Genomic DNA, 25,513 nt, shown 5'->3' with positions numbered 1-25,513 from the left:
GGAGCCGAAGTGGTGCAGTTATATGTAAGCGACCCGGTTTGTTCGGTATTGCGTCCAGAAAAAGAGCTTAAAGGGTTTAAAAAAGTATTTCTGCAACCAGGCGAAACAAAAACGGTAGAACTGGATGTAAAGGTTGCCGACCTGGCATTTTATGATGCATCAAAAAAGTCATGGAATGCGGAAGCCGGCGACTATGTTCTTCAATTAGGTAATTCATCACGCAATATTTCAAAAAAAGTAAAAATCCTGGTTAAATAAACTCATTTCAGAAGCCGTATGAGGTTTATGGAAATCTGTAAACTGGACATACAGGTTATCCGGAATACCGATAAACTCAGAAATAATTTTCAATGGGAATGCCCTGTTGATTTTATAAAATAAGTGTGAAAAACACAATAAATAATATTAAATTTCACGATGAAAAAGTTATTATCCATTTCAAGTTTGTGCCTGTTCCTATTCACTGCAACAAACTTAAAAGCGCAAAACCCTAAGCTTACGCTTGATTTAACTAAACCCGGTGCAAATGTAAGTCCGCAACTGTATGGGTTGATGACCGAAGAGATCAACCATTCATACGATGGAGGTTTGTATGCCGAGCTGATCAAAAACCGGATATTTAAGGACAACCCAAATACGCCGGAAGCATGGAGCGTAATCAAGGAAGGTGGTGCAAAGGCCACAATTCAATTAGTTGCCCCAAACCCCGACAATGTACCCATCGATCAGCGGCGCCATGCAATTAATGGCGCGTTAACTACGTGTTTGAGACTATTAGTGGATACAGGTGGCGGTCGGGCCGGTATTGCAAATGAGGGTTATTGGGGCATACCTGTTTTGCCTAATACAACTTATAACGCTTCTTTTTACATTAAGGGTACAGAAAGCAAGCCACTCCCCGGCCGCCCCTGGGATCCCAAACCTACAGTTGCTGTTCCGATAATTGCTGATAACACTGCCGGACCTATCACCGTAAGTATAGAAAGCAATGACGGTAAAACGGTATATGCTTCGGGGACTATTAATCTGGTAAAAAGTACCTTTTGGAAAAAATATGAACTTAAATTAACAACAAGCGCAGATGTTAAACCAACATCTGCCGCCCGTTTTGTTATTTCAACAAACCGTACTGGGGTTTATTATTTTAACCTCGTGTCTTTATTTCCACCAACTTATCATAACCGTCCAAATGGCAACCGGATTGATATAATGAAGTTACTGGCTGATATGAAGCCCCGTTTTTTACGTTTTCCCGGCGGTAATTTTCTTGAAGGTCCAAAATTGAACGATGCATTTCCGTGGAAGACTACTTTGGGGCCACTTGAGGGGCGGCCCGGCCATACCGGCTCATGGGGCTACCGTCCTTCTGATGGAATGGGCTTACTTGAATTTTTAGAATGGTGCGAAGACTTGAAAATGGAACCGCTGCTTGCCGTTTATGCTGGCTATTCACTCGACGAGGATCATGTGGACGCAGGTCCGCTTTTAAAGCCATATGTAGATGATGCGCTGGATGAAATTGAATATGTTACGGGAGACGTACACACGTACTGGGGCGCTAAGCGCGCGGCAGATGGGCACCCGGCGCCTTTTAAACTCAGCTATGTGGAGATTGGTAATGAAGACGGGTTTGACACGTCTGGCAGTTACGATGGACGTTTTGCCCAGTTTTATGATGGCATTAAAGCCAAATATCCAAACCTTCACTGTATTGCAAGCATCGGCGGTAAGGATTGGCTTGGGAGCAGGGGTAAATTAACCATCCGCAAGCCCGAAATTGTAGATGAACATTATTACCGTAATGCCTGGGGGATGGAAGAGGATGCGGCACATTATGATAACTACGACCGCAAAGGGTATAAAGTGTTTGTAGGTGAATGGGCAACAACGGAAGGCATGCCCACCACCACTTTGAATGCTGCCCTCGGTGATGCCGCGTGGATGACCGGTATGGAACGTAACTCAGACCTCGTTATCCGCTCATGCTACGCGCCTTTATTGGCAAATGTAAATAAGGCTACCGCAACCGCGCCGAAAGCATGGCAATGGGAGTCAAACCTGATAGGTTATGATGCATTGACAAGTTTTGGTTCACCATCGTATTATGTGCAAAAGATGTTTAACAGCTATATCGGCAATAAAGTGGTGCCTATAGCGGGCGCCAATATACCAACCCAAACGCGGCCTGCCACTAAGCAAGACAGCGCAGCGAACAAAATGCCCCAACCTATACCAGCCATGTTTTATGTAGCTACCCAGGACACCAAAACTGGAAAATTGTTTCTTAAAGTAGTAAATGTAACAGGAAAGCCGCAGCAGGTTGATATTGATTTTAAAGGGGCCGGAAATTTATCACCAGAGGGTATCCTGGTAGTAATAAAAGGTGATAAACCCGAAGATACGAACACAATTAGCGATCCGGTAAAAATAGTTCCGGTTACCTCCAAAATAAAAGTGGCCGGCGCTAAATTCACAAGGACTTTCGACCCATACTCAGTAAGCGTGCTTCAAATAAATACATTAACTAAATAATTAAAACCAGGTAAGAATATATCAGGACAAAAAAACAAATGCCAAAATGAGAAATGCGATTTACAGGTTATGGATGACGGCCTTAATTATCACACTTATAGCGCCGTGTTTATACGCGCAAAAAGCCACTAATCCTATTATTTATGCAGATGTTCCAGACATATCAATAGAACGTGTAGGCAATAGCTATTATATGAGCAGCACAACGATGCACATGAGTCCCGGTGTGCCAATTATGAAGTCGAACGACCTGGTGAACTGGAAGCTTGTGAATTATGCATACGATACTTTAGCAAATGTTGACGCATTAAATCTCACAAGTGGAAAAAACGCATATGGGGCGGGTTCGTGGGCAAGTTCTATTCGTTTCCATAATGGTACCTATTATGTAAGTACATTTTCTGCAAATACCAATAAAACGCACATTTACAGTACTAAAAATATCGAAAAAGGTCCGTGGAAAGCAAGGTCGTTTGCCCCCGACCTGGGTGATCACTCCTTGTTTTTTGATGATGACGGAAAAGCGTATATGATTAGCGGGAGCGGAGATTTAAGGTTAGTTGAATTAAAGGACGATCTTTCTGGCATAAAACCCGGCGGAACGGACAAAATTATCATTAAAAAAGCAAACGTGCCTTCGGGCGGTACCGGCCTCGGTCCGGAGGGCTCTCAGCTGTTTAAGATAAACGGCAAATATTACCTTTTCAATATTACATGGCCACCGGGCCACGTACGCACTGTTATCATACACCGGGCAGATAAAATCACCGGTCCGTACGAAGGACGAATTGGCCTTCAGGATCTGGGTGTGGCACAAGGTGGGTTGGTTGAAGCGCCAAATGGGGCCTGGTATGCTTATTTGTTCCGTGATTATGGCTCGGTGGGCCGTATTCCCTATTTGGTCCCTGTAAAATGGGTGGATGGATGGCCCGTTTTGGGCACCGGCGGCAAAGTGACCGATACACTCGACCTGCCGGCCGGTAAAGGTTTGATCCCGGGCATTGTTGCTTCGGACGAGTTTACCCGTAAAAAAGGCGAACGGGCATTACCGCTGGTTTGGCAATGGAACCATAACCCGGATAATAGCTTGTGGTCTGTTACCGCGCGGAAAGGGTATTTACGACTCACCACCGGCAGGATTGACACCAATTTCCTGACGGCACGGAATTCACTGACACAACGCACTATCGGCCCGGTATGCTCCGGGACAGTTTCGCTCGACGTTTCAAATATGAAAGATGGTGATTTTGCGGGTTTGGGACTTCTGCAAAAAAATTACGGATTGACAGGTGTCAAAATAACCGGAGATAGCAAAGCCGTCGTCATGATCAATGCAAGTACTGGAAAACCTGTAGAAGCACAAAAAATCCCCTTAAACCAAAAGGTAGTATACTTTAAGGCTGAATGCAATTTTACGAACAGAAAAGATGTGGCAGATTTTTTTTATAGCCTGGACGGGAAAACGTGGATACCATTGGGCACACAATTAAAAATGGCCTATACCTTCCCGCATTTCATGGGCTATCGTTTTGCTTTGTTTAATTATGCTACAAAAAACATAGGCGGTGCGGCCGACTTTGACTTTTTTCATATAACAGATTCCATTTCCCCGGAAAAATAAAGCCTATTAAATTAACTAACAACAATATCAGCGTTCACGCTATTTGAATAAAATAATGAAAATAAACAAACGGATATTATTAGTGTTTTTTACACTATTCTACTGTTTTCAAACATCCGGTTATGCCCAGGTAACTTTGGCAAAAGTGTTTGGCGATAATATGGTTTTGCAAAGAGGTATAAACATTCCTGTTTGGGGTAAAGCAACTCCGGGTTCTTTGATTGTTGCAACAATTGGTAAAGCAAATACAAAAGCAAAAACCGGTAAAGACGGCAAATGGATATTGCATTTGCCGAAGTTTAAGGCAGGTGGCCCTTATGATCTCCAAATTTCTGAATCAGGAAAGCCCTACTCTGCAATCAAATTAACGGGGATTCTCATCGGGGATGTATGGATAGCTTCGGGACAGTCCAATATGGAATGGCAGGTACAGCAAGCGCAGGATGCTCCGAATGAAATTGCTAAAGCAGATTTTCCTCAAATCCGCTTTCTTACTGTAGAACACGATATTAAACTTACTCCTCAATCTGATTTTTTAGCAGGTAAATGGAAACCATGCGACCCAAATAATGTAAAGCAGTTCTCTGCCGTGGCCTATTATTTTGCCCGTAAGATTCATAAAGAACAAAACGTACCAATCGGTATCATTCAAAGCACCTGGGGCGGAACGCCGGTACAGGCATGGACAAGCCGGGAAATGCAGCTTTCATCGCCTGCTACCAGGGCAAAAATGCTCGCAGGAGACACGCTGACTCAAAATAATGTTGTAAAAGATAGCCTGGATATGATCCGTTTTTGGGACATCGTTTATCATCCACAGAATAATGCTGATAAAACCGTTCCATCACCGCAATACGATGATTCTGGCTGGACTGCGGTTGATATGCCCAGGCTGGTTAAAGATTTTGGGATTGGAAAATATGAAGGGATGATGTGGTTACGCAAAAAAGTTGTGTTACCCGCATCTTTTGCAGGAAAACAATTGATATTGAATATTGGTCACCCTGAAATGAATTACTCGCTTTATTTTAATGGGGCCGAAATATGCAAAGCTATTTGGAATAGCAATCCAAAACAATCTTATACCATTCCGGCCGGCCTGGTTAAAAACGGGGAAAATACTATTGCTATAAGAATGGCTATGCTGTGGGGCGGTGGCGGATTGAACCCTCCGGCCGAAAATATTTATATTGCCGGTGAAGATGCTAAGACCTCTTTAGCAGGAAAATGGTTGTATAAAACAAATATTGAACCGGCCACTCCTAAAATTCACAATTATCAAAATTACCCCGCGGTACTATTTAATTCCATGATTAATCCGTTAATTCCTTTTGGGGTCAAAGGGTTTATCTGGTACCAGGGCGAGGCTAATGATACTGAAGCTTACCTCTATAGGAAATTATTCCCAATGCTGATCAACGACTGGAGACAACGCTGGCATCAAGGTAACCTTCCTTTTTTATATGTTCAGTTGGCAAACTTCAAAAAAGAAGATCCGCTTCCTGCTGAAAGCGAATGGGCTGAACTGAGAGAAGCACAAACACTAACACTGTCACAACCCAACACAGGCATGGCTTGCATAATAGATATTGGCGATGCCGGCAGTATTCATCCGACAAATAAGCAGGAGGTAGGACGCAGGCTGGGGCTGATAGCGGAAAAAAAAGTATATGGGAAAGACGTTATCGCCTCGGGGCCAATGTATAAAAACTTCGTTATTAAAGGGAAAGATATAATTATAGGGTTTAACGATACAGGCTCGGGGCTTGCAACCCGCGATACTGCTTCACTAAAAGGATTTGCGATTGCCGGAGATGATAAAAAATTCTATTGGGCATCGGCCAGGATCGAAGGTAATAAGGTGATAGTTAGTTCGGATAAGGTAAATATACCGGTAGCTGTACGTTACGGGTGGGCCGACAACCCCGTTTGTAACCTTGTTAACAAAGAAGGGTTGCCGGCCGTACCCTTCAGAACTGATGAATGGAAGGGAGTTACCCAAAAGTGATTGGGTTTACAAACTCCAAATAACGGGTTAAGGAAATAGCAAAAGTAGTCAATAGCATAACAGTAAAAATGCGTAAATGAGTAAAATAATGAACTTTATGGTGAACATTCTGGAAGGTTTGGCCGGTCTATTCTGTATTCTTTAGAGCACCAAGTTGGGTCAGCAATAAGAAAAGCTCGGTTAATCGTCAATTAATTAATATGGTCAAAGTGTGTTTCGGAATAATTTGTTTTCTATTCCGGAACGAGCTGGTCAATGGCTTCGGAATGTCCACATGAAGCTGCATTTCCGTAAAAGGACCTACCAGTTTGGTTCTTCTATAGTTCCTAAATATTCTGAAAGGTGATTGCTACTGTGAATATATTATTGTTATTTTCAGACTAATTACAAACCAACATATGAAACGAATTACCGCGCAGGCTTTGCGCAAAACCCGGATTTTTACGATCGGATTGTTTTTCAGCATACCGGCATATTCTCAATACATCGGTCAACATCAGCATATGGAGATGATTAAACCGAACATCACTGCCAAAGCTCAAAGTTTCAACTTGAATAATATTAAATTGTTAGACAGCCGTTTCAAAGATAATATGGAACGCGATGCCAACTGGATGTTAAGCATTAGTAACGCAAGCTTGTTGCATGCTTGGCGGTTAAATGCCGGTATCGCATCTAATGCTAAACCTCTTGGTGGATGGGAATCACCAAATTGTGAGTTACGTGGACATATTATGGGCCATATACTTTCGGGACTTGCGTTAATGTACGCTTCAACAGGTGAGATGGTTTACAAACAAAAAGCTGATTCGTTGGTGACAGCACTTGCGGAGTGCCAGCAGGTTTTGGATGAAGGTGGTTACCTAAGTGCTTTCCCAAAACAATTTATCAACCGGGCAATTAAGGGTGAGTGGGTGTGGGCACCCTGGTATACGATCCACAAAGTGATGGCAGGGCTGACTGATATGTATCTGTATGCAGGCAACAAGCAGGCTTTGGATATTGCAGAAAAGATGAGTGGATGGGCTTTTCATAAACTTGAGCCTTTAACACCTCAACAATTGGACACAATGGAGAAAACTGAGTTTGGCGGAATGAGTGAAGTTGCCTATAATTTGTATGCCATAACAGGGAACAAGAACGACAAAAGATTAGCAGAACTTTTTTATCATCACGCTATTCTTGACCCTTTAGCAAACAAGGAAGATAAATTGGCAGGGTTTCATGCTAATACTCAAATTCCTAAAATAATAGGTGCGGCGCGCGGATATGAACTTACACATGATGACACGCTAAAAACGATTGCTGAATTTTTTTGGCAGACGGTTATCGATCATCATACCTTTGCAACCGGCGGTAACAGCGATCAGGAATTTTTTTTTACGCCTGATCAAATCTCGAAACATATTACCGCCACTACCACCGAAACCTGCAATACCTACAATATGCTAAAACTGACGCGCCACTTGTTTACGTGGACGGCGGATGCAAAGTATGCAGATTATTATGAGCGTGCTTTATACAATCATATATTACCATCGCAGGAAGCGGGAACCGGTATGGTGACTTACTTACAATCCTTAAAGCCCGGTTTGTTCAAGACTTATAGTTCACACGACGACTCCTTTTGGTGTTGCGTTGGCACTGGTTTTGAAAATCATGCTAAATATGCAGAAGGTATTTATTACCATACGGATAATGGCATTTATGTTAATCTGTTTATCCCATCGGAATTGAACTGGGGCGAGAAAGGTTTTAAAATCGTTCAACAAACCAGCTATCCCGAAGAAAGTGTGACTAACCTTACCGTAAAGGAAGCGCCACCGCGGATTCCATTTTCGTTATATATCCGATATCCGCATTGGGCAATGTCAGGTGCTAAGATTACAGTAAATGGTAAAATGGTTAAGATATCAGAAAAACCCGGAAGTTATATTGAGTTAAAAAGAGTATGGAAAACCGGTGATAAAGTGGTTGTTAATTTTCCAATGTCATTGCGATTGATCCCAGCGAATGATAATGCAAAGGTGGCCGCAATCGCTTATGGCCCACTATTGCTGGCGGGGGATATGGGCACCGACGGAATAAACCCGCCTGCACCTTTTGCTAAGGACCAGCTGGAATTTGTAAAATATAATATTCCTGAAGATGTTATCAGTTCGCTAACCGTAAAAAAACGGAAATTGACTGAGTGGCTAACACCATTGGCGGGGAAGCAGCTTACATTCGAAACGAAAGACGTGGGAGCCAGGCCCATTACTATGATTCCCTATTACCAGATTGATAAACAGCGTTACGTACTTTATTGGAATTTGAAATGACCGAACTACAATTATGAAAAGCCGGTCTCTCACTTTACATTTGCCTGAAATGACAAACAGAAAGAGCTTACCATATCTCTATTTACATTCCTCATTCACCGGTAAAGCAAAGATAGCCCATGCCTCGATAAAATGTCTTGGCTACCAACGACTGACGAATAGTAGATAAAGCTGAATTTACGGTACCTTATGCACCTGGTCGGCTTAAAGCAGTTGATGTGGTTGATGGGAACAGCTGTCAAAGGTTAATAATTTATAAAGGATTATGAAAAAATATCAAAAATACGCGGTGCTGGTGCTATGTTTTTTGTTTTGCCTGTCAATATCATCAACAAAAGCACAGCAAACACAATATCAATATTTGTCTGGTACAAACAAGGACCACACTGTCGACTGGGATTTTTATATCAATACCGGTCAAAAAAGTGGTTCATGGAGTAAGATAGCTGTCCCTTCAAACTGGGAGCAGCAGGGCTTTGGTACTTATAATTATTATAAAGACACACAAAACCCCCAGGAGCAGGGAAAGTATAAATATCATTTTAAAGTACCGGCATCAGTAGCTGCCAAAAATGTTTTTATAGTTTTTGAAGCCTCCATGACCGAAACTGAAGTTAAGATAAATGGAAAGCTTGCGGGTCCTATACATCAAGGTGGCTTTTACCGGTTTAAATATGATGTTACCAAATTGCTAAATTATAACGGTGATAATTTATTGGAAGTAACTGTTAGCAAAAGATCAACTAATGAATCTATTAATCAGGCTGAGCGTAAAGCTGATTTTTGGTTATTCGGCGGTATTTTCAGGCCCGTTTACCTTGAAATAGTCCCCAAAACATATATCGACAGGTTAGCTATTGATGCCAAAGCAAACGGCTCTTTAACGCTTGATGTATATACCGCGAATGCAAACAGCGGCCATATTATAAAAGCACAGGTACAAAAGCTTAACGGGCAACCTTTGGGTTTACCTTTCAGTATGAAAGTTGCCAGCAACGAACAGAAAACAACACTGCAGCAGCAGGTCAACAATATTTTACCCTGGAACCCAGAGTCGCCAAATTTATATAACCTCGTAGTATCAGTTAATAGTCCAAAAGGTGTAGTGCATGTGATAAAACAACGTTTTGGTTTCCGTACCGCGGAGTTAAGATTACTGGACGGTTTTTATGTAAACGGCAAAAAAGTTGTTTTTAAAGGTGTATGCCGGCATAGTGAATGGCCGGAGTCTGGTCGTACGTTAAGTAAGGATATCAGCCTGATGGATGTTAAGCTGATGAAAGAAATGAACATGAACGCCGTAAGGATGTCGCATTATCCACCCGATCAGCATTTTCTGGATGTTTGTGATTCGCTCGGCCTTTTTGTATTGGACGAATTAACCGGCTGGCAAGCCAAATATGATACCGAAGTTGGGAAAAAGTTGGTAAAAGAACTGGTGGTAAGAGATGTAAACCATCCATCTATCGTGATATGGGATAATGGAAACGAAGGAGGCTGGAATACGGATCTGGATACGGAATTTGCTAAATATGACCCTCAGCATCGCCTCGTGATTCATCCCTGGGAAAAATTTAATGGAACAGATACCAAACACTATCCCGATTATAATTATGTAAGTAATTCAGTTTTATATGGTAAGGAGGTGTTTTTTCCAACTGAATTTATGCACGGTTTATATGATGGCGGGCAGGGTGCAGGATTAGACGATTTTTGGAATCTGATGCGCAAACATCCGTATTTCGGCGGCGGGTTTTTATGGTCATTTCATGACGAAGGGGTGGCACGTACAGACAGGAATGGGCAAATAGACATACAGGGTAATGCCGCACCTGATGGCATATTAGGCCCACATCGTGAAAAAGAAGGCAGCTTTTATACGATCAAAGAAATCTGGTCGCCGGTGGTGATTGAAAAAACTTTTATTCCAGAAATATTTGATGGTAAATTGGAGGTAGAGAACCGGTATATTTATACCAACCTCAATAAATGCTCTTTTAAATGGAAACTGGTATCCTTACCCTTACCTGGGAGTAGTGATCTCCAGGGTAAGACTGCAGCATCCGGAACGGTTGCACCTATAAATCTTGAACCGGGGAGCAAGGGATTTTTAAAACTAAATTTACCTGCAAATAGAGCAAACAGTGATGTATTGTACTTAACTGCCATTGGCCCTGATAACAAAGAGATCTTTACCTGGAGCTGGCCATTAAAATCACCGGTAAAGGTAATAGATAAATTTGTTGCACAAACAGTTGGTAAACCGGTAGCCAATGAACAGGGGGGGAGTCTGGAGATTAAAGCCAATGGCATCAGTTATTATTTTGATACACAAACAGGCTATCTTCAAAAGGTAATTACTCCAAAGTCAACCATTGATTTAAAAGACGGACCTGCTTTAGCCGGTGCAAAACATATCCTTAAACAATTCAAACATTATATGGTAGGCGATGATGAAATAGTAGAACCAGTATATGAAGGAAGCCCGCGTCTTTACATAAAATGGACATTCAGCGCCGGCAAACCAGCAAAGCTTGATTATCAGTTTGATGAAAAGGGCGAATTTGATTTTTCTGGTATTACCTTTAATTATCCGGAAGACCAGATAACCGGGATGAAGTGGGAGGGGCGCGGCCCATATCATGTTTGGAAAAACAGGTTGAAGGGACAGCAGTTTGGCATTTGGCACAAAGCTTATAATAATACCATAACTGGCGAAAGTTGGAACTATCCCGAATTTAAAGGCTACCATGCCGAAGTATATTGGGTAACTGTTGAAAGTAAGCAAGCTCCATTTACCGTGTATACTAACCAAAAAGGTATGTATTTACAAATGTTGAAACCGGCAAAAGCTGCAGGTTCAGGAAATGATAATACTGATCCACCTTTTCCGGAAGGTAACCTGGGATTCCTCCATACCATAAGTCCAATTGGAACAAAATTTCAGACTGCCAATAAACTAGGTCCGCAAAGTCAAAAAAATGTTGCTCTGAATTATTCGCCGGTAACGGGTAGTTTATGGTTCGATTTTCAGTAGAAGATGATTGTCGAATAAAAATGGAATACTTTAGTAATAGATTTTCATTAAATAATAGAATGCCTTATTGGATAGACAATTTCATTTGAAATGATTGAGGTTTATCTTTTTTCAGGACATGTAACGAACAATAACTATTCGTTTGTGGTAATAAAGCATAAATCCTTTGAAGTAACTATAATTTTCTACCCAGACTTGGCGGTTTATTTGCGACTCTTAATCAGAGCCTCTTGGGGCCGAATTCAACCTCAATAACAAAAGCGACCTTAGTAATACAGTTAAGGTCGCTTTTGTTTTTAGCTGTTTTCATGAAGCTTGTATAAGAGCCACTTGTATAGTTATAAGAAATACAGGGGAAGCAAGGTGAAGTTATATAGATGTTATAGCGTGGCGCTCTTTTCAACAATAACGTTTCTTGCAGACATGGAAGTAGTTCCTGTTGGACCAGGCGTCCCTGACGAGCCTTCCATCTGATAGTCAATAATAATGTTCAAGCCCTTACCAACAAAATTGGCCCCAGTTTGCGTACTTTTTAATGAACCATCGATCCAGTATTCTATCGAAACATCGGTTGCATTGGTTTTTGTCATGTATACCGAGTAGGTGTGCCAACTGGCCGGGTTGGATATTGTTGTACCTATACTTGACCAGCCACCGCTGGCATTTTTGTAGGTATTTGTCCAACACGTTGTACTTCCTTTAAATTCCATAAAATCGCTTTCTGGCGGCCAGCTGGTAGACCCTGTTACCCAAAACGCAGGCCATGTGCCCGTTTGCGAAGGGCATTGAAACTCTCCCTTAAAGTGCCATTTAGGCCATGAATCATCAACAACGGGTACTGTTTTAGCATAAATAGTGCCCGAATAATAATGAATGGCGAGGTAAGGGGATGACGAACTGTTACCAACACTGCCGCTGGGAGAGCTGGTTAAAGTAAGTACGCCCCCTGATACCGAGATGTTTTCGGCACGCATACGGGCTGATCCATTATGATCTGATCCCCAGGGATACAAATTGTTCCAATAGGTACTAAAGGAGCTAAATGAATTAGCCGGAATAACATTTACCCACGAAACGGCATTCGTTTTTAAAGTGGATGAAGATTGATCGGCATTTAGAATCTGCTGTTTAGCTTCTTTTTTGCATGCCAGCAATGCGACAAACAAAGACAACGCGGTAAGCATGTGAATTGATTTTTTCATAAATAAGATTTTTTTTAGGTTAATTTGTTTGCTTCTCCAGTATTCCTTATTAATTGGTGTGACAAATGAAGTATAAAAAAGTCGACCTAAGCGGGGGCAAATCAGCCTTTTATAGGGGTGAGTTTATGGAGACTTTAAGTTTACAACCCAAGAACAAAGTTAATCGAGATAATATATGAGAATATAATCATCCCAGTATTTAATAAATTTGATTGACCAATTATTTACTGAGGTGAAATGTTTTATCGGGCAAAATTTATATTGAAGAGCGGAATATTCATTTGTGCCTGTTTTATTTTTTTATGCTATTCGGCCCTGGCGATAGGAACTAATCAATCTATCAGGTATTTAGGTATTGAGAATGGCTTATCGAACAATGCTGTTACCTGCATTTATCAGGATCGATATGGGTTTATGTGGATGGGTACTTATGACGGATTGAACCGGTATGACGGTGATCAGTTTAAGATTTTCAGAAATATATGGGGAAATACCAGGTCATTAACCAATAATCATATTACTGCCGTTGGCGGCACCGGTGATAAAATATTAATTGGGACACAAAGGGGACTTGTGTACTATAATTATACTGATGCTTATTTTTATCCTGAATATTATCAGCCAGGGTCGGGAACTCAAAAATTAAAAATAACAACTAATATAAATGCAGTGATTACAGATAATGCTGGTCATGTTTATGTTGCTGCTGACGAAATGGGGTTGCTGGTTTATAGTAAAAAACTGAATTTATACCAGCAGGTTGCTCTAAATAAAAAGTATAATTATAATATACAAGCTCTCGCATTAGCCAATAAAGGTCTATGGCTCTTTGTAAAGGATGTTGGGTTATGCCTGTATGATATACAAAAAAATAGCATTACTGAATTTAGCGGGCAACTCCAATTTGCCAGTTGCCTGATCGATGACGGACATAATCATATTTGGATAGGAACTGAAAACGGGCTATATATCTGTAATATCAATACCCGGAAAATTAACAGGTTTAACTCGGCCTACAGTAAACTTACGAATGATAACATCTTCAATTTAAGCCTGGATGAAAAAGCAAATTTATGGATAGCTACTAATGGTGGTGGGGTAAATATTTTAAATACCAATACCAATAAGCTAACCTATATAATAACCGGCGAAGAAAAGGGATCTTTACGTAGTGGTGCTATAAACGCGGTTTATCAGGATAAGGAATCAAGAAAGTGGATAGCAACACTACGCGGAGGGGTTAATATAGTAGATCCTGAAAATAAGCCTTTTGATCGATATAGCCATGATCCTTTTAATAAAAATACAGTCATTAATGATTTTATACTTTCATTTTGCGAAGATGAATTAGATAATATCTGGATCGGAACAGATGGAGGAGGGTTAAGTTATTGGAACACCAAGAATAACACCTATACCCACTACATACACAATCAGCAGCGGGGCGCATTAAGCGGCAATTTTATTGTCAGTATCATTAAAACCTATGATAATAATATCTGGGTGGCCACATTTTGCGGCGGGATTGATTTATTTAACAAATCCACGGGGCATTTTAAACACTATGCCTGTTATAATACTTATACTAAAAGAGCTGATAAAAACCTATGGAAGTTATATGAAGATTCGCACCACCATTTGTGGGCCGGAACAACACGGGGGGGAGCCTTGTATTTGTACAATAACAAAAGGGACAGGTTTGAACTGTTTGATAAAAACCTGGTTGATATACATTCGTTATATGAAGATCTGGAGGGAAGGCTTTGGGCCGGTGATTATACCCATTTAATTAAGATTGATACTCAAAATAAAAAGCATCAATATTTTACTATTGGATACGCCATACGATCAATCACGGAGGATAAATCACATCATTTATGGATTGGAACAGAAGGTGGCGGACTTTTATTATATAACCCTGACCACAATACCTACAAAAGATATACGCAAATTAATGGCCTGCCCAGCAACTCCATACTTAATATGCTGGTTGATGATAAAAACAATTTGTGGTGCAGTACCTACAATGGATTAACGCAGTATTCGCCCCAGAACAACAAGTTTACCAACTTTAATGTATCAGATGGTTTGCAGAGCCATCAGTTTAATTACAATGCCGCTTTAAAACTTCAATCGGGCAAAATGCTTTTTGGCGGTATTAACGGTTTTAATCTTTTTAATCCGGATAGCATTCAGATCGGAAGCCATCAGCCCGGTCTCCGTTTAACCGGGTTGAAAATAAATAACATTGATGTTGAGGGCAATAGTTCACATACAGGATATCAGCCCATAGTTAATCTCCAAAAAATTATACTACCCTATGACCAGGCAACTTTAACGATTGATTATACAGCGCTTGAATACTCATTTCCTGATAAAATTGATTACGCTTATTATCTGGAAGGATGGGATCATGGTTGGAATTATGTAGGCAAAATCAAAACGGCATATTATACCCGTTTAAATGAAGGAGATTATATACTTAGAATTAAAGCAACCGATACTAAAGGGCATTGGACGGCCAAACAACTGATAATTAAGGTAACCGTTATGCCGCCATGGTACCGGACATGGTGGGCCTATATATTGTATGCATTTATTATTTCGGCAATTGTATATGTATTCAAGACATACCGCGTAAGACAGGCAAAACTTCAATTTGAAATTGAGATTGCCAACCTCAGGGTGGAAAAAGAAAAAGAGCTTAATGAAAAGAAACTTTCATTTTTTACAAACGTTTCGCACGAGTTCAGAACACCGCTAACTTTAATTATTAGTCCCATTAAAGATCTGCTGAATCAAAATAAAGGCAATGCCGATGAGTTGAATATTATTTACAGCAATGCCCGCCGCCTGCTTGGTTTGGTTGATCACCTGCTGCTTTTCAGAAAAACAGAGAGTGAAAACACACAGCTGAAAGTAAGTAAATTAAACTTTGTAAATTTATGTAATGAGGTATTTGCCTGCTTTATTCATCAGGCCCGGATCAAAAAGATAAATTATACCGTTCACAGCTCCTGTGACCAGATCGATGTATACGCCGATCTTGAAAAAATAGAAACTGCCCTGTTTAACCTGATATCTAATGCTATTAAGTTTACACCCGACTGTGGAGTCATCAATATTATAATTCAGGAAGACGAGGAGCAGGTATATTTTAAAATCACAGATAACGGCATTGGTATAAATACAGATATAGGCGATAAATTATTTGATAAATTTTATCAGATCAAAGATAAAAACTACTTCAGAACGGGTTTTGGCATAGGTTTATACCTGGTAAAGGTTTTTATTGAAATTCATCAAGGCAATATCAGCTATTCAAACAATGTAACTGGCGGAACCACTTTTGTATTGAGTTTACCAAAAGGAAAAAAGCATTTTGCTACTGAGCAGTTGGTTGAAGATATTACGCCTGATTATACTTATGTTAATGAATTTATTGATCATGATAATAAAGACGCCATTGTTCAGGAGGAAGGAATTAATAAGCTTGAATTATTCATTTCAGACAAGCATTCTGTTATCATTATTGATGATAATGATCAGATGAGAAGCTATATCAGGAAGATATTTATACCTGATTATACTGTTTTTGAAGCTGATAATGGTACAGTTGGTTTTGATCTGATAAAAAAGCATGTCCCGGATGTGGTCATTAGCGATATTGTGATGGATGGTATAGATGGGTTAGAATTATGTAAGATGGTAAAGGAAGACCCGGCCATTAATCATATTCCAGTTATTCTGTTAACCGGTAATGCTACCCCTGATATTATGATGAAAAGTATAGAGGAGGGGGCAATTGACTTTTTGCGAAAACCATTTGAAAAAGAGTTGCTTATAGCCCGTGTCAAAAGTGTTTTACGGAGCAAGACCGAGCTGCAAAAGTATTTTTATAAAGAAATTACTCAAAAAAATGCAACGCTGCAGATATCTCAGGAGCATAAGGACTTCTTAAACAATTGTATCGCTGTTATTGAACAGAATTTTACAGACGAGCTTTTTGATGTTGATGTATTGGCAAAAGAAATGAGTATAAGTTATTCAACACTTTTTAAAAGAATTAAAAGCATTACCGGGCAATCTGTTAATAATTTTATCAGGGTTGTGCGCCTGCGTAAAGCCGCTGAGCTTTTGATCCATACCAATTGTAATGTTAACGAAGCAGCCTTTCAGGTTGGGTTTAGCGATATGAAATATTTTCGCGAACAATTTAACAAACAGTTTTGTGTAAACCCTTCTGAGTTTATAAAAAAACACAGGGCAAATTTTCAAACCTCTTACCGGATGTGTGAATTTGTTAAGGAAAACCCAGTCAAATAATTAATGGTTATTCTGCTGCCTAACGTTTATTGGTTTTGATGGATAGCAGAGACTATGACAATAAAAAATAAAGGTTCTTTTAACACTTATTTTTCTCGAATTCTCATCAAAAAGGCTAAAAATGCTTAAAACAGGTATTTTAACCCCCACAATTTATAGTTTTACCCCCCTCGCACAACGGTAAATAACGCTTATTTAGTTTTAACCAGTTAGTAATAGTATCAGCTTTTACTGTTCTTCTTAAACAATAATAAACTAACCATCAGCATGAAACATTCAAAAACCAGTAACTGGATTTTGACCTGTAGGATATTAAATCTGTCAGGTTAACACTTATTTATTCTCCTAATTATTATTAAACTTATTTAACCCTAAAAATTATGAAAATAAAATTTACTTATTTAACTCGTTACACCATGTGGTTATTGATGATAATGCTCACGAGCATAAGTCAGTTAACCTATGCGCAAACAAAAATTAATGTTAAAGGCATTGTAAAAGATGTTTCAGGCAATATATTGCCTGGCGCTACCATTAAGGTAGCTGGTACAGCGCAAGCTACCGTTACCGATGTAAATGGTGTTTTTAAGATCGAAGTAAACGATGGCGCCACACTAAACATATCCTTTGTAAGTATGGTTACCAAAACCGTACAGGTTAATAAAGACCATGCCTTAATAAACATAGTACTTGAAGATAAAGATAAGCAGCTGAATGAAGTAGTAGTAGTAGGTTATGGTACCCAAAAACGCTCAGATGTAACAGGTTCAGTGGTGTCAGTGCCCAAAGCGCGTTTATCGCAATTGCCGGTTACCAATGTGTTGCAGGCACTTGAGGGTGCCGTTGCAGGTGTAAGCGTAACAACTACTTCATCTGTACCGGGTAGCTCTCCCTCGGCTATTGTGAGGGGGCAAAACTCCATTAACGCAGGTACTGGTCCGTATGTGGTGGTTGATGGTATCCCGCTTAGTAAAACCGGTGGTTCGCTTAATGATATTAATCCTAATGATATTGCCTCCATGGAAATCTTGAAAGATGCATCGGCAGTAGCCATCTATGGTACTAATGGTTCAAACGGAGTAATACTGATTACCACAAAAAGAGGAACCAGTGGTAAACCTGTGATTCGTTATAACGCTTATGCAGGTGTTGAGAACATAGCACATATTCTGGAACCACGTGATCCGGCTTCGTACATTCAAAAATATGCAGATTACATGTCGCAAACCGGCCAAAAACAAACAAGCCCGGTTCCTAATAGTTCTGAACTTCCTAATTACCAGGCCGGTCGTACCATAGACTGGGTGAAAGCAGTAACTCAGCAAGGCGTTATGCAGGATCATAACCTAAGCATATCAGGTGGTAACCCCGATGTTAAATATTTTGTTTCTGGTGATTATATGAAGCAGAAAGGTGTAATACAAGGCTATCAATATAACCGTATAAGCATTCGCTCAAATCTCGATGTTAATGTTACCGATTTTTTAACCGTAGGTACATCTGCTTTTTTTACCAATAATAATTATGATGGTGGTCGGGCTAATTTATTGTTCGCTACTGCTATGAGCCCTTATGGTAATAAGTATAATGCCGACGGTACCTATGCAATTTACCCCATGAATCCGGAGCTGTTATATACTAACCCGTTATTGGGACTTGTTACTGATCAGGTTAACCGCAGTATAAACCTTAATGGGAATGCTTATGCCGAGCTGAAATTTGGGGGTATACTCAAAGGGTTAAAATATCGTGTAAATGCAGGCTACTCTTATTTACCAACGCGTATTGACAGTTATAGCGGCCGCCTTGCCAATACCCCGCTTGGTTATGCTACTGCAACCAGCTCAGAAACCAATTCATATACTATTGAAAACCTCTTGTATTATAATAAGGATATAGGGAAACATCATTTTGATCTTACCGGCCTTTACAGCGCCCAGCGAAGGCGGTATTTTATTTCAAGTTTTGCCGGAAGTGGTTATGTAAATGATCTGTTGTCATTTAATAATATTGGAGCCGGGGCTACCATATCAGCTTTGAATATTCCAGGCACATCAGTTTCTGGAACTTATTCAGATCGATATGCACTTAATTCACAAATGGGGCGCATAAATTATTCGTATAACAGCCGTTATCTTTTCACTTTTACCGCTCGCAGAGATGGCTCATCTGTATTTGGCGCTAATACAACAAAATATGGTTGGTTTCCTTCGGCAGCTTTGGGCTGGAATATAAGCCAGGAAGATTTTCTGAAAAGCTCAACTGTTATCAATAGCTTAAAATTAAGGGCATCTTATGGTAAAACAGGTAATGAAGCCATCAGCGTTTACCAAACTATTACTACTGATGGTGCTGTTAAATCTCCGTTCAATGGTGTTGGGGTCACAGGTATACAAGCAAGTAACCTGGGTAACCCCAATTTGCATTGGGAAACAACTGTTGGTACTAATATCGGGGTCGATTATTCGTTATTTAACAACCGAATAAGTGGCTCGGTTGATGCCTACAGTACGCGTACATCCGGTTTATTGCTGCAAAGGAGCCTGCCCCTTATAACCGGCTATTCAAGAATATTGGATAATATAGGTAAGGTGGCTAATAAAGGTATTGAGGTTACGCTTACTACCCGTAATATAACCGGGAGTGATTTCCGTTGGGAAAGTAACATTGTGTACGCAATTAATCGTAATAAAATTGTTGACCTATATGGTGACGGTAAGGACGATTTGGGTAACCGGTGGTTTATCGGACAGCCAATCAACGTGATATATGATTACAAGATGACAGGTGTTTGGCAAACAGGTGAGGATGCATCTAAACAAGATCCCGGCGCAAAACCTGGCGATTTAAAGTTTGCAGATACTAACGGTGATGGTAAAATCACAGCGGATGACAGAGTAATACAAGGCCAAACCGCACCTAAATGGACTGGCGGTTTAACCAATACATTTCATTATAAGCAGTTTAACCTGAGTGTATTCATTCAAACCGCCCAGGGCCAGATGAGAAATAATGCCGACCTGAACTATGCAGATGAATCAGGCAGAAGAAATACCCCTGCTGAAATAGGTTACTGGACACCTACCAATGGCAATAACTCATTTCAGGCATTGTCGTATACTAATACGCGTGGATATGGTTACCCGCGCGATGCCAGTTATACCCGTATAAAAGATGTAACCTTTAGTTATGTAGTTCCGCAAAAACTATTGGATAAAGCACACCTGGCCAGTTTAACTTTTTATGCAAGCGGTCGTAACCTGTACACCTTTACCAAATGGATAGGCTGGGATCCTGAGCAAACCTTTTACACAAGAGGAACATCAAATTCATCAGCCAATCAACAAGCTTATGCCTCCGATTGGACCAATAACTATCCTGTAACACGCACATTTGTTTTAGGTGTAAATATTTCATTAAAATAAACTGATAATTATAAAGACATGAAAAAGTATTCAACAATATTGGTTTCAGTATCAGTGCTTATTATTGCATTTGCGTCCTGTAAAAAAAACTACCTGGATGAAAAACCATATTCCTCATATACGCCGCTAACACTTACAGATTCACTTGGGTTTGAAGCCTCTGTTGTTGGTCTGTATAACTACGAAAGCACAATTTTAACTTATTCAAGTTCACAAGGGTGGCCAAGTGTATGGCAGGTAGGTACCGATGTGGCCAACGCTACCGCCAACCAGCAAGGCATCGAAGTACCTTATTACAATTATGCCCAACTAACATCAACTGATGGAGCTGCCTCTTATATATGGGGCAAATATTATTCAATGATAAATAATGCCAATATTATTGTTGACGGTGTGGAAAGCCCCTCAACAACTAAAATAAGCCAGGTAGGTAAAAACGCTTTTGCTGCTGAGGCTAAATTTTTCAGGGCTTATGCTTACAACAACCTGGCGACACTTTTTGGCAAAGTACCGCTGATTATACATACCATTACCGCCCCCAAAACAGATTTTGTACGTACATCTCTTGACGATGTAAATGCACAAATCGTAAACGATCTTACCTTTGCCATTAGTAATCTGGCTGACCTAACAGCGGGTACAGGTAAATTAAACTCGCAGGGTAAACCTGTTGGCCGTGCCAACAAGTATATGGCGATGCAGCTGCTTGCCGAAGTTTATTTACGCATGGGTAAAAATGATCTTGCCGAACAGCAGGCACAGGCTGTTATTAACAGCGGTAAATTTAGCCTGATCAAAGCTCGGTATGGTGTGAGGGCAGGCGGAGCAGGTGATTATTATTCTGATATGTTTGTTTACGGTAACGAAAGGCGCGCCCAGGGAAATACAGAAGCTATTTGGGTGCTTGAGCAGGAAAATCCAAGCACGGTAGTAGGGGGTAATACTGATGCCGCGCAACAGCGCCGGGTATGGGGAGCAGCCTATTACAATATCAGCGGACTGGTTATTTCCGATACTTTAGGTGGCCGTAGTATTGCCCGGCTCAGGTTAAGTAACTGGGTGTTATATGGACTTTATCCAGCAGGCGACATTCGTAACTCGCAGTACAGTATACGCCGCCGGTATTACTATAATGATGTTACCAAGCCGGATATTTACGGCAAACAAGTGCCGTTTACCGGTCCGGATACCCTGTATAAAATATGTCCGAGCACAACAAAATGGGGCGCTTTTGATCCTAATGATGTTTTTGGGTATGCTATGATCAAGGATTTTATGATGATGCGTTTAGGCGAAACCTACCTGCTATTGGCCGAAGCTCAGGTAAAACAAGGTAAAACCGCCGACGCTGCAACATCAATAAATGTATTGAGAACAAGGGCAAATGCTCCACAGGTTACATCTGACCAAATGACCCTTAATTTTGTGTTGGATGAGCGTGCCCGGGAACTGATTGCTGAAGAAAACCGCCGGATGACACTAATGCGAACAGGTACTTTGGTTGAACGCTCCCTGCGTCTTAATTCAAATGATGCACAGCATCCAACAACAGGTTTGGCAACTAAAAACTTACTCTTGCCTATTCCGTTGTCAGAAATTCAATTAAATAAGGATGCCGTTTTAGAGCAGAATCCTGGTTATTAATTTTTTTAATAAATAAGGGTTTACAGGTAAGCCCTTATTTATTACTTTAAACCTGTATAATATAGTTTTATTGATCAGGCTTTGACTATACGTAAATACTGTTTACTTTTTTTATTTACTGTGTACTGCCTGGCAATGCATGGCTTATTTCGGTTAAATCCAAAACAATTCATTTGAATAGGTTTGTGTTATCTAAGGTATAAATAAAAAACAGGTGGTCGGATAGGTAATGAGAACTTTGGCTTTAGGACGAGTTATTCCGGGTATAATTAATGAAAAAACCCTGTAAATCAACGATTTGCAGGGTTTGTCATAGTTGAAAGCTACTGTTTTGTGCGCCCACCTGGGCTCGAACCAGGGACCAAAAGATTATGAGTCTTCTACTCTAACCGACTGAGCTATAGGCGCGGTTATTTGTTTTTGTTTGCGGGTGCAATTTTACATATTTGCCGTCAAATTACAAAACGCTTTTATGGAAAACATTAAAAATATCATTTTTGATTATGGTAACGTTATATTTAGTCTTGACTTTTTGAAGGGCCAGGCAGCCTGGAAAGAGTTGGGTATCAATAATGCCGCTGATTTTTTTGGGCATAAACAACAGGATGAAATTTTTGATAAATTTGACAGGGGAGAGGTCACTGCTGATCAATTCAGAGACTATATCAGGCAAAAAACAAGTAATTATCAGCTTACCAATGATCAAATTGACGCTGCCTGGAACAGCATGTTGCTCGGAATTGAAGCAGGCAACCATGAATTGTTATTGAGTTTAAAAGATAAGTATCGCACATTTTTGTTAAGTAATATCAATGAGATCCATTACGAATACATTATGAACTATCTGAAAACTGATTTCGGATTTGATGGTAATGATCACATTTTTGAAAAAGCTTACTACTCTCACTTAACAGGTAAACGTAAGCCTGAACCAGCAATTTTTGAATTAGTATTAAAAGAAAATGATCTTAACCCTTCCGAAACACTGTTTATTGATGATAGCCCCCAACATTTGGCAGTTGCGCAAAAGCTGGGGATACAAACCTTTTTAATGACGGTCCCGGATACTTTACAACAGTTTTTTAAAAGAGAGAAGCTATAAACAGTTTAGTTTTGCTTGCCAATAGTGTTTAGTATCAACTCAATAAAATGATCCATTATATTAAGCGGATCGTTGCTGAACTGATTTGTTGAACGGTTGGCAAGAATCACATTAAATGAAAGCGCCTGGTGACCCAAACAAGCGGCAAGGCCATATATTCCCGCGGTTTCCATTTCCAGGTTAGTAATTTGCGAGCCATCAGAACCCTTGAAGGATGAAAGTATAGATAGCAGGTTAGGTGTAGATGATTTTGCGCGTACTTGTCGGCCCTGTGGCGAATAAAACCCTGGAGCGGTAAGCGTTATACCCCGCGAAGCTATGTTTCCAAATTGTTTGAGCAGTTTTTCTCCTGCGGGGGCATAATAGGGTTTAAGATCGAAGTGGGCCGTAATGGCTTCATGAAATGCCTGTAAAAGTTGTTCGTCGTGATCACTTAGCTGGTATTCATAAAAATGCATAAGCGCGTCTAAGCCAAAGGCACCAGACGATATCAGCAGGCTATCAATGGGAATATCAGGTTGTACTGCGCCGGAAGTACCAATGCGAATAATGTCGATACTGCGAAGCTGTGGATGGAGTAAACGCGTATTCAGATCGATATTTACAAGAGCGTCCAGTTCATTTAGCACGATGTCTATATTATCAGTGCCTATGCCTGTTGAAATAACCGAAATCCGTTTACTATCAATGCTGCCGGTATGCGTAATAAATTCGCGTTTGCCTTTTTTTAATTCTATATGATCAAAAAAACGACTAATCCTGGGCACCCGGTCAGGGTCGCCAACTAAAATAATAGTGTCGCTTATATCTTCTGGGAGCAGGTTTAAATGATAAATGCTGCCATCGTCATTTAAAATAAGATCGGTTGATGAAATTCTTTCCAAGTGATTTGTTATTGGGTGATATAAATTAAGCAAATAAAACTAATAGGGGCTTTTGTGGTATTGACTGAGATAAATATAATTGTTTAATTTTTATCCATAACCTTTAGTTTATTATCATTGTTAACGAACAGTTAATCTAAATGAAATATCTGAGAAGCAATTTTGACACAATTTTTAACTTTGATTATAACTACTAAATTCAACTCCATAATATCATAAATATGAAAACCCTTTTAAGTGTACTTTTGATACTGATTTTGCCTCTGCGCCAGTGGAGTGATGGTGATGACAATATACCTATGAATAAAATACAGGTGATTGGATCTCATAACAGCTATAAAGAAGCCATATATCCTACCTTATTTAAAGCTTTTCAACAACAAAATCCCGAAGCTGCAGAAAAGATCGATTACGAGCATATTGGTTTATCAGATCAATTGAATATGGGATTGTTAAATTTAGAAATTGATGTTTATGCCGATTCAAAAGGAGGGAAGTATGCACATCCAAAAGGTTTGGATTGGGTGAAAGATCAACCCCCATTTGATCCCGAAGGTGAAATGAAGCAACCAGGTTTTAAAGTATTTCATATTATTGATCTTGATTTTCGCAGTCATTGTTTAACTTTTAAAGATGGTTTAAAGCAGTTAAAAACATGGTCTGATGCGCATCCTGATCATAATCCCATTTTTATTACACTGGAGCCTAAGGATGAGAAACCAAAAGATCCAAACCGCACTGCTCCTGAAAAACTCACTGAACAAACGCTTGATGAGTTGGACCAGGATATCAGAGACGGTTTAGGCAATAGCCTGATAACTCCTGATATGATTAGGGGTACATACGCGACCTTGGAAAGCGCTGTATTGCATGGCAATTGGCCCACATTAAAAGCAGCCCGTGGCAAGTTTATATTTATAATGGATAATACTAAAGATTGCCGCGATCTGTACATTAAAGGTCATCCATCCTTGAAAGGAAGGGTTTTGTTTACCAATACAGACCCGGGCAATCCGGAGGCTGCTATGATGATCAGAAATAATCCTAAAGATCCTGAAATAAAGGAGTTGGTTAAAAAAGGCTACATTATCCGTACCCGTGCCGATTCAGATACCGAACAGGCCCGTGCAAATGATAAAAGTGATTTTATAGCCGCCTGTAATTCAGGAGCACAAATTATAACTACTGATTATTATTTGAAGAGCACCCATTTTAAATCTGATTACGTAGTAAACTTTGAAGAAGGAAATAAATATTTTAGGTTAAACCCCGCGTTTAATAATACACGGCAAAATAATGGCACAGGAAAATAAAACGCGCTTAAAATAATCGTTTTCCATGAATTAATAATAATTGAGCTGCAATACTTCGGTATATCTTGGCATTTAGCTGTAATTTTATACTTTTATCC

The 25,513-nt window shown here is 40.0% G+C and carries 13 protein-coding genes and 1 tRNA gene; 11 read left to right on the top strand and 3 right to left on the bottom strand.

The annotated features are described in order from the left end of the window. From AB6735_RS20845 to AB6735_RS20820, 6 genes are all read left to right on the top strand, one after another. Positions 1-258 (top strand): fibronectin type III-like domain-contianing protein (locus AB6735_RS20845; protein ID WP_370997990.1); only part of this gene is annotated, 258 nt, incomplete at its 5' end. Positions 259-417: 159 nt separating this feature from the next. Continuing rightward, positions 418-2,532: an alpha-L-arabinofuranosidase C-terminal domain-containing protein gene (locus AB6735_RS20840; RefSeq protein ID WP_370997989.1), complete on the top strand. Its 2,115-nt coding sequence runs from the start codon at positions 418-420 to the stop codon at positions 2,530-2,532. Between the two features lie 46 nt (positions 2,533-2,578). Then, positions 2,579-4,153: a glycoside hydrolase 43 family protein gene (locus tag AB6735_RS20835; RefSeq protein WP_370997988.1), complete on the top strand. Its 1,575-nt coding sequence runs from the start codon at positions 2,579-2,581 to the stop codon at positions 4,151-4,153. Between the two features lie 55 nt (positions 4,154-4,208). Further along, a complete protein-coding gene (locus AB6735_RS20830) occupies positions 4,209-6,161 on the top strand; it encodes a sialate O-acetylesterase (protein ID WP_370997987.1) in 1,953 nt (650 codons plus the stop codon). Positions 6,162-6,559: 398 nt separating this feature from the next. Beyond that, positions 6,560-8,482 carry a beta-L-arabinofuranosidase domain-containing protein gene (locus AB6735_RS20825; RefSeq protein ID WP_370997985.1) on the top strand — a complete coding sequence of 641 codons (1,923 nt, stop codon included), beginning with the start codon at positions 6,560-6,562 and terminating at the stop codon, positions 8,480-8,482. Between the two features lie 265 nt (positions 8,483-8,747). Further along, positions 8,748-11,519 carry a glycoside hydrolase family 2 TIM barrel-domain containing protein gene (locus AB6735_RS20820; RefSeq protein WP_370997984.1) on the top strand — a complete coding sequence of 924 codons (2,772 nt, stop codon included), beginning with the start codon at positions 8,748-8,750 and terminating at the stop codon, positions 11,517-11,519. 380 nt (positions 11,520-11,899) lie between these two features. Here AB6735_RS20820 and AB6735_RS20815 read toward each other — a convergent pair whose 3' ends face one another. Next, positions 11,900-12,721 carry a family 16 glycosylhydrolase gene (locus AB6735_RS20815; RefSeq protein ID WP_370997983.1) on the bottom strand — a complete coding sequence of 274 codons (822 nt, stop codon included), beginning with the start codon at positions 12,719-12,721 and terminating at the stop codon, positions 11,900-11,902. Positions 12,722-12,982: 261 nt separating this feature from the next. On the opposite strand from AB6735_RS20815, the gene AB6735_RS20810 reads away from it, so the two are divergent. The 3 genes from AB6735_RS20810 (at position 12,983) to AB6735_RS20800 (ending at position 22,116) form a co-directional block, all read left to right on the top strand. After that, a complete protein-coding gene (locus tag AB6735_RS20810) occupies positions 12,983-17,047 on the top strand; it encodes a two-component regulator propeller domain-containing protein (protein WP_370997982.1) in 4,065 nt (1,354 codons plus the stop codon). 380 nt (positions 17,048-17,427) lie between these two features. Beyond that, positions 17,428-20,472 carry a SusC/RagA family TonB-linked outer membrane protein gene (locus tag AB6735_RS20805; protein WP_370997981.1) on the top strand — a complete coding sequence of 1,015 codons (3,045 nt, stop codon included), beginning with the start codon at positions 17,428-17,430 and terminating at the stop codon, positions 20,470-20,472. A gap of 18 nt (positions 20,473-20,490) precedes the next feature. Next, entirely contained in the window at positions 20,491-22,116 is a 1,626-nt protein-coding gene (locus AB6735_RS20800; protein ID WP_370997980.1) for a RagB/SusD family nutrient uptake outer membrane protein, read from the top strand. A gap of 334 nt (positions 22,117-22,450) precedes the next feature. Here the strand turns inward: AB6735_RS20800 and AB6735_RS20795 are convergent. Continuing rightward, positions 22,451-22,524, bottom strand: a tRNA-Ile gene (locus AB6735_RS20795). A 64-nt stretch (positions 22,525-22,588) separates the two neighbouring features. Here AB6735_RS20795 and AB6735_RS20790 point away from each other — a divergent pair. Next, the gene (locus tag AB6735_RS20790; RefSeq protein ID WP_370997978.1) at positions 22,589-23,218 is read left to right on the top strand and encodes an HAD family hydrolase; all 630 of its coding nucleotides are present in this window, start codon (positions 22,589-22,591) and stop codon (positions 23,216-23,218) included. Between the two features lie 5 nt (positions 23,219-23,223). Here the strand turns inward: AB6735_RS20790 and AB6735_RS20785 are convergent, their stop codons facing one another. Continuing rightward, a complete protein-coding gene (locus AB6735_RS20785) occupies positions 23,224-24,102 on the bottom strand; it encodes a nucleoside phosphorylase (RefSeq protein ID WP_370997977.1) in 879 nt (292 codons plus the stop codon). 221 nt (positions 24,103-24,323) lie between these two features. Here AB6735_RS20785 and AB6735_RS20780 point away from each other — a divergent pair, with 221 nt between their 5' ends. Continuing rightward, entirely contained in the window at positions 24,324-25,415 is a 1,092-nt protein-coding gene (locus AB6735_RS20780; RefSeq protein ID WP_370997976.1) for a phosphatidylinositol-specific phospholipase C1-like protein, read from the top strand. Positions 25,416-25,513 lie beyond the last annotated feature (98 nt).

Source organism: Mucilaginibacter sp. RCC_168 (assembly GCF_041355315.1).
Classification (GTDB): domain Bacteria; phylum Bacteroidota; class Bacteroidia; order Sphingobacteriales; family Sphingobacteriaceae; genus Mucilaginibacter.
Note: the sequence above shows the minus strand (reverse complement) of the source record. Positions and strands in the feature narration are given on the sequence as shown.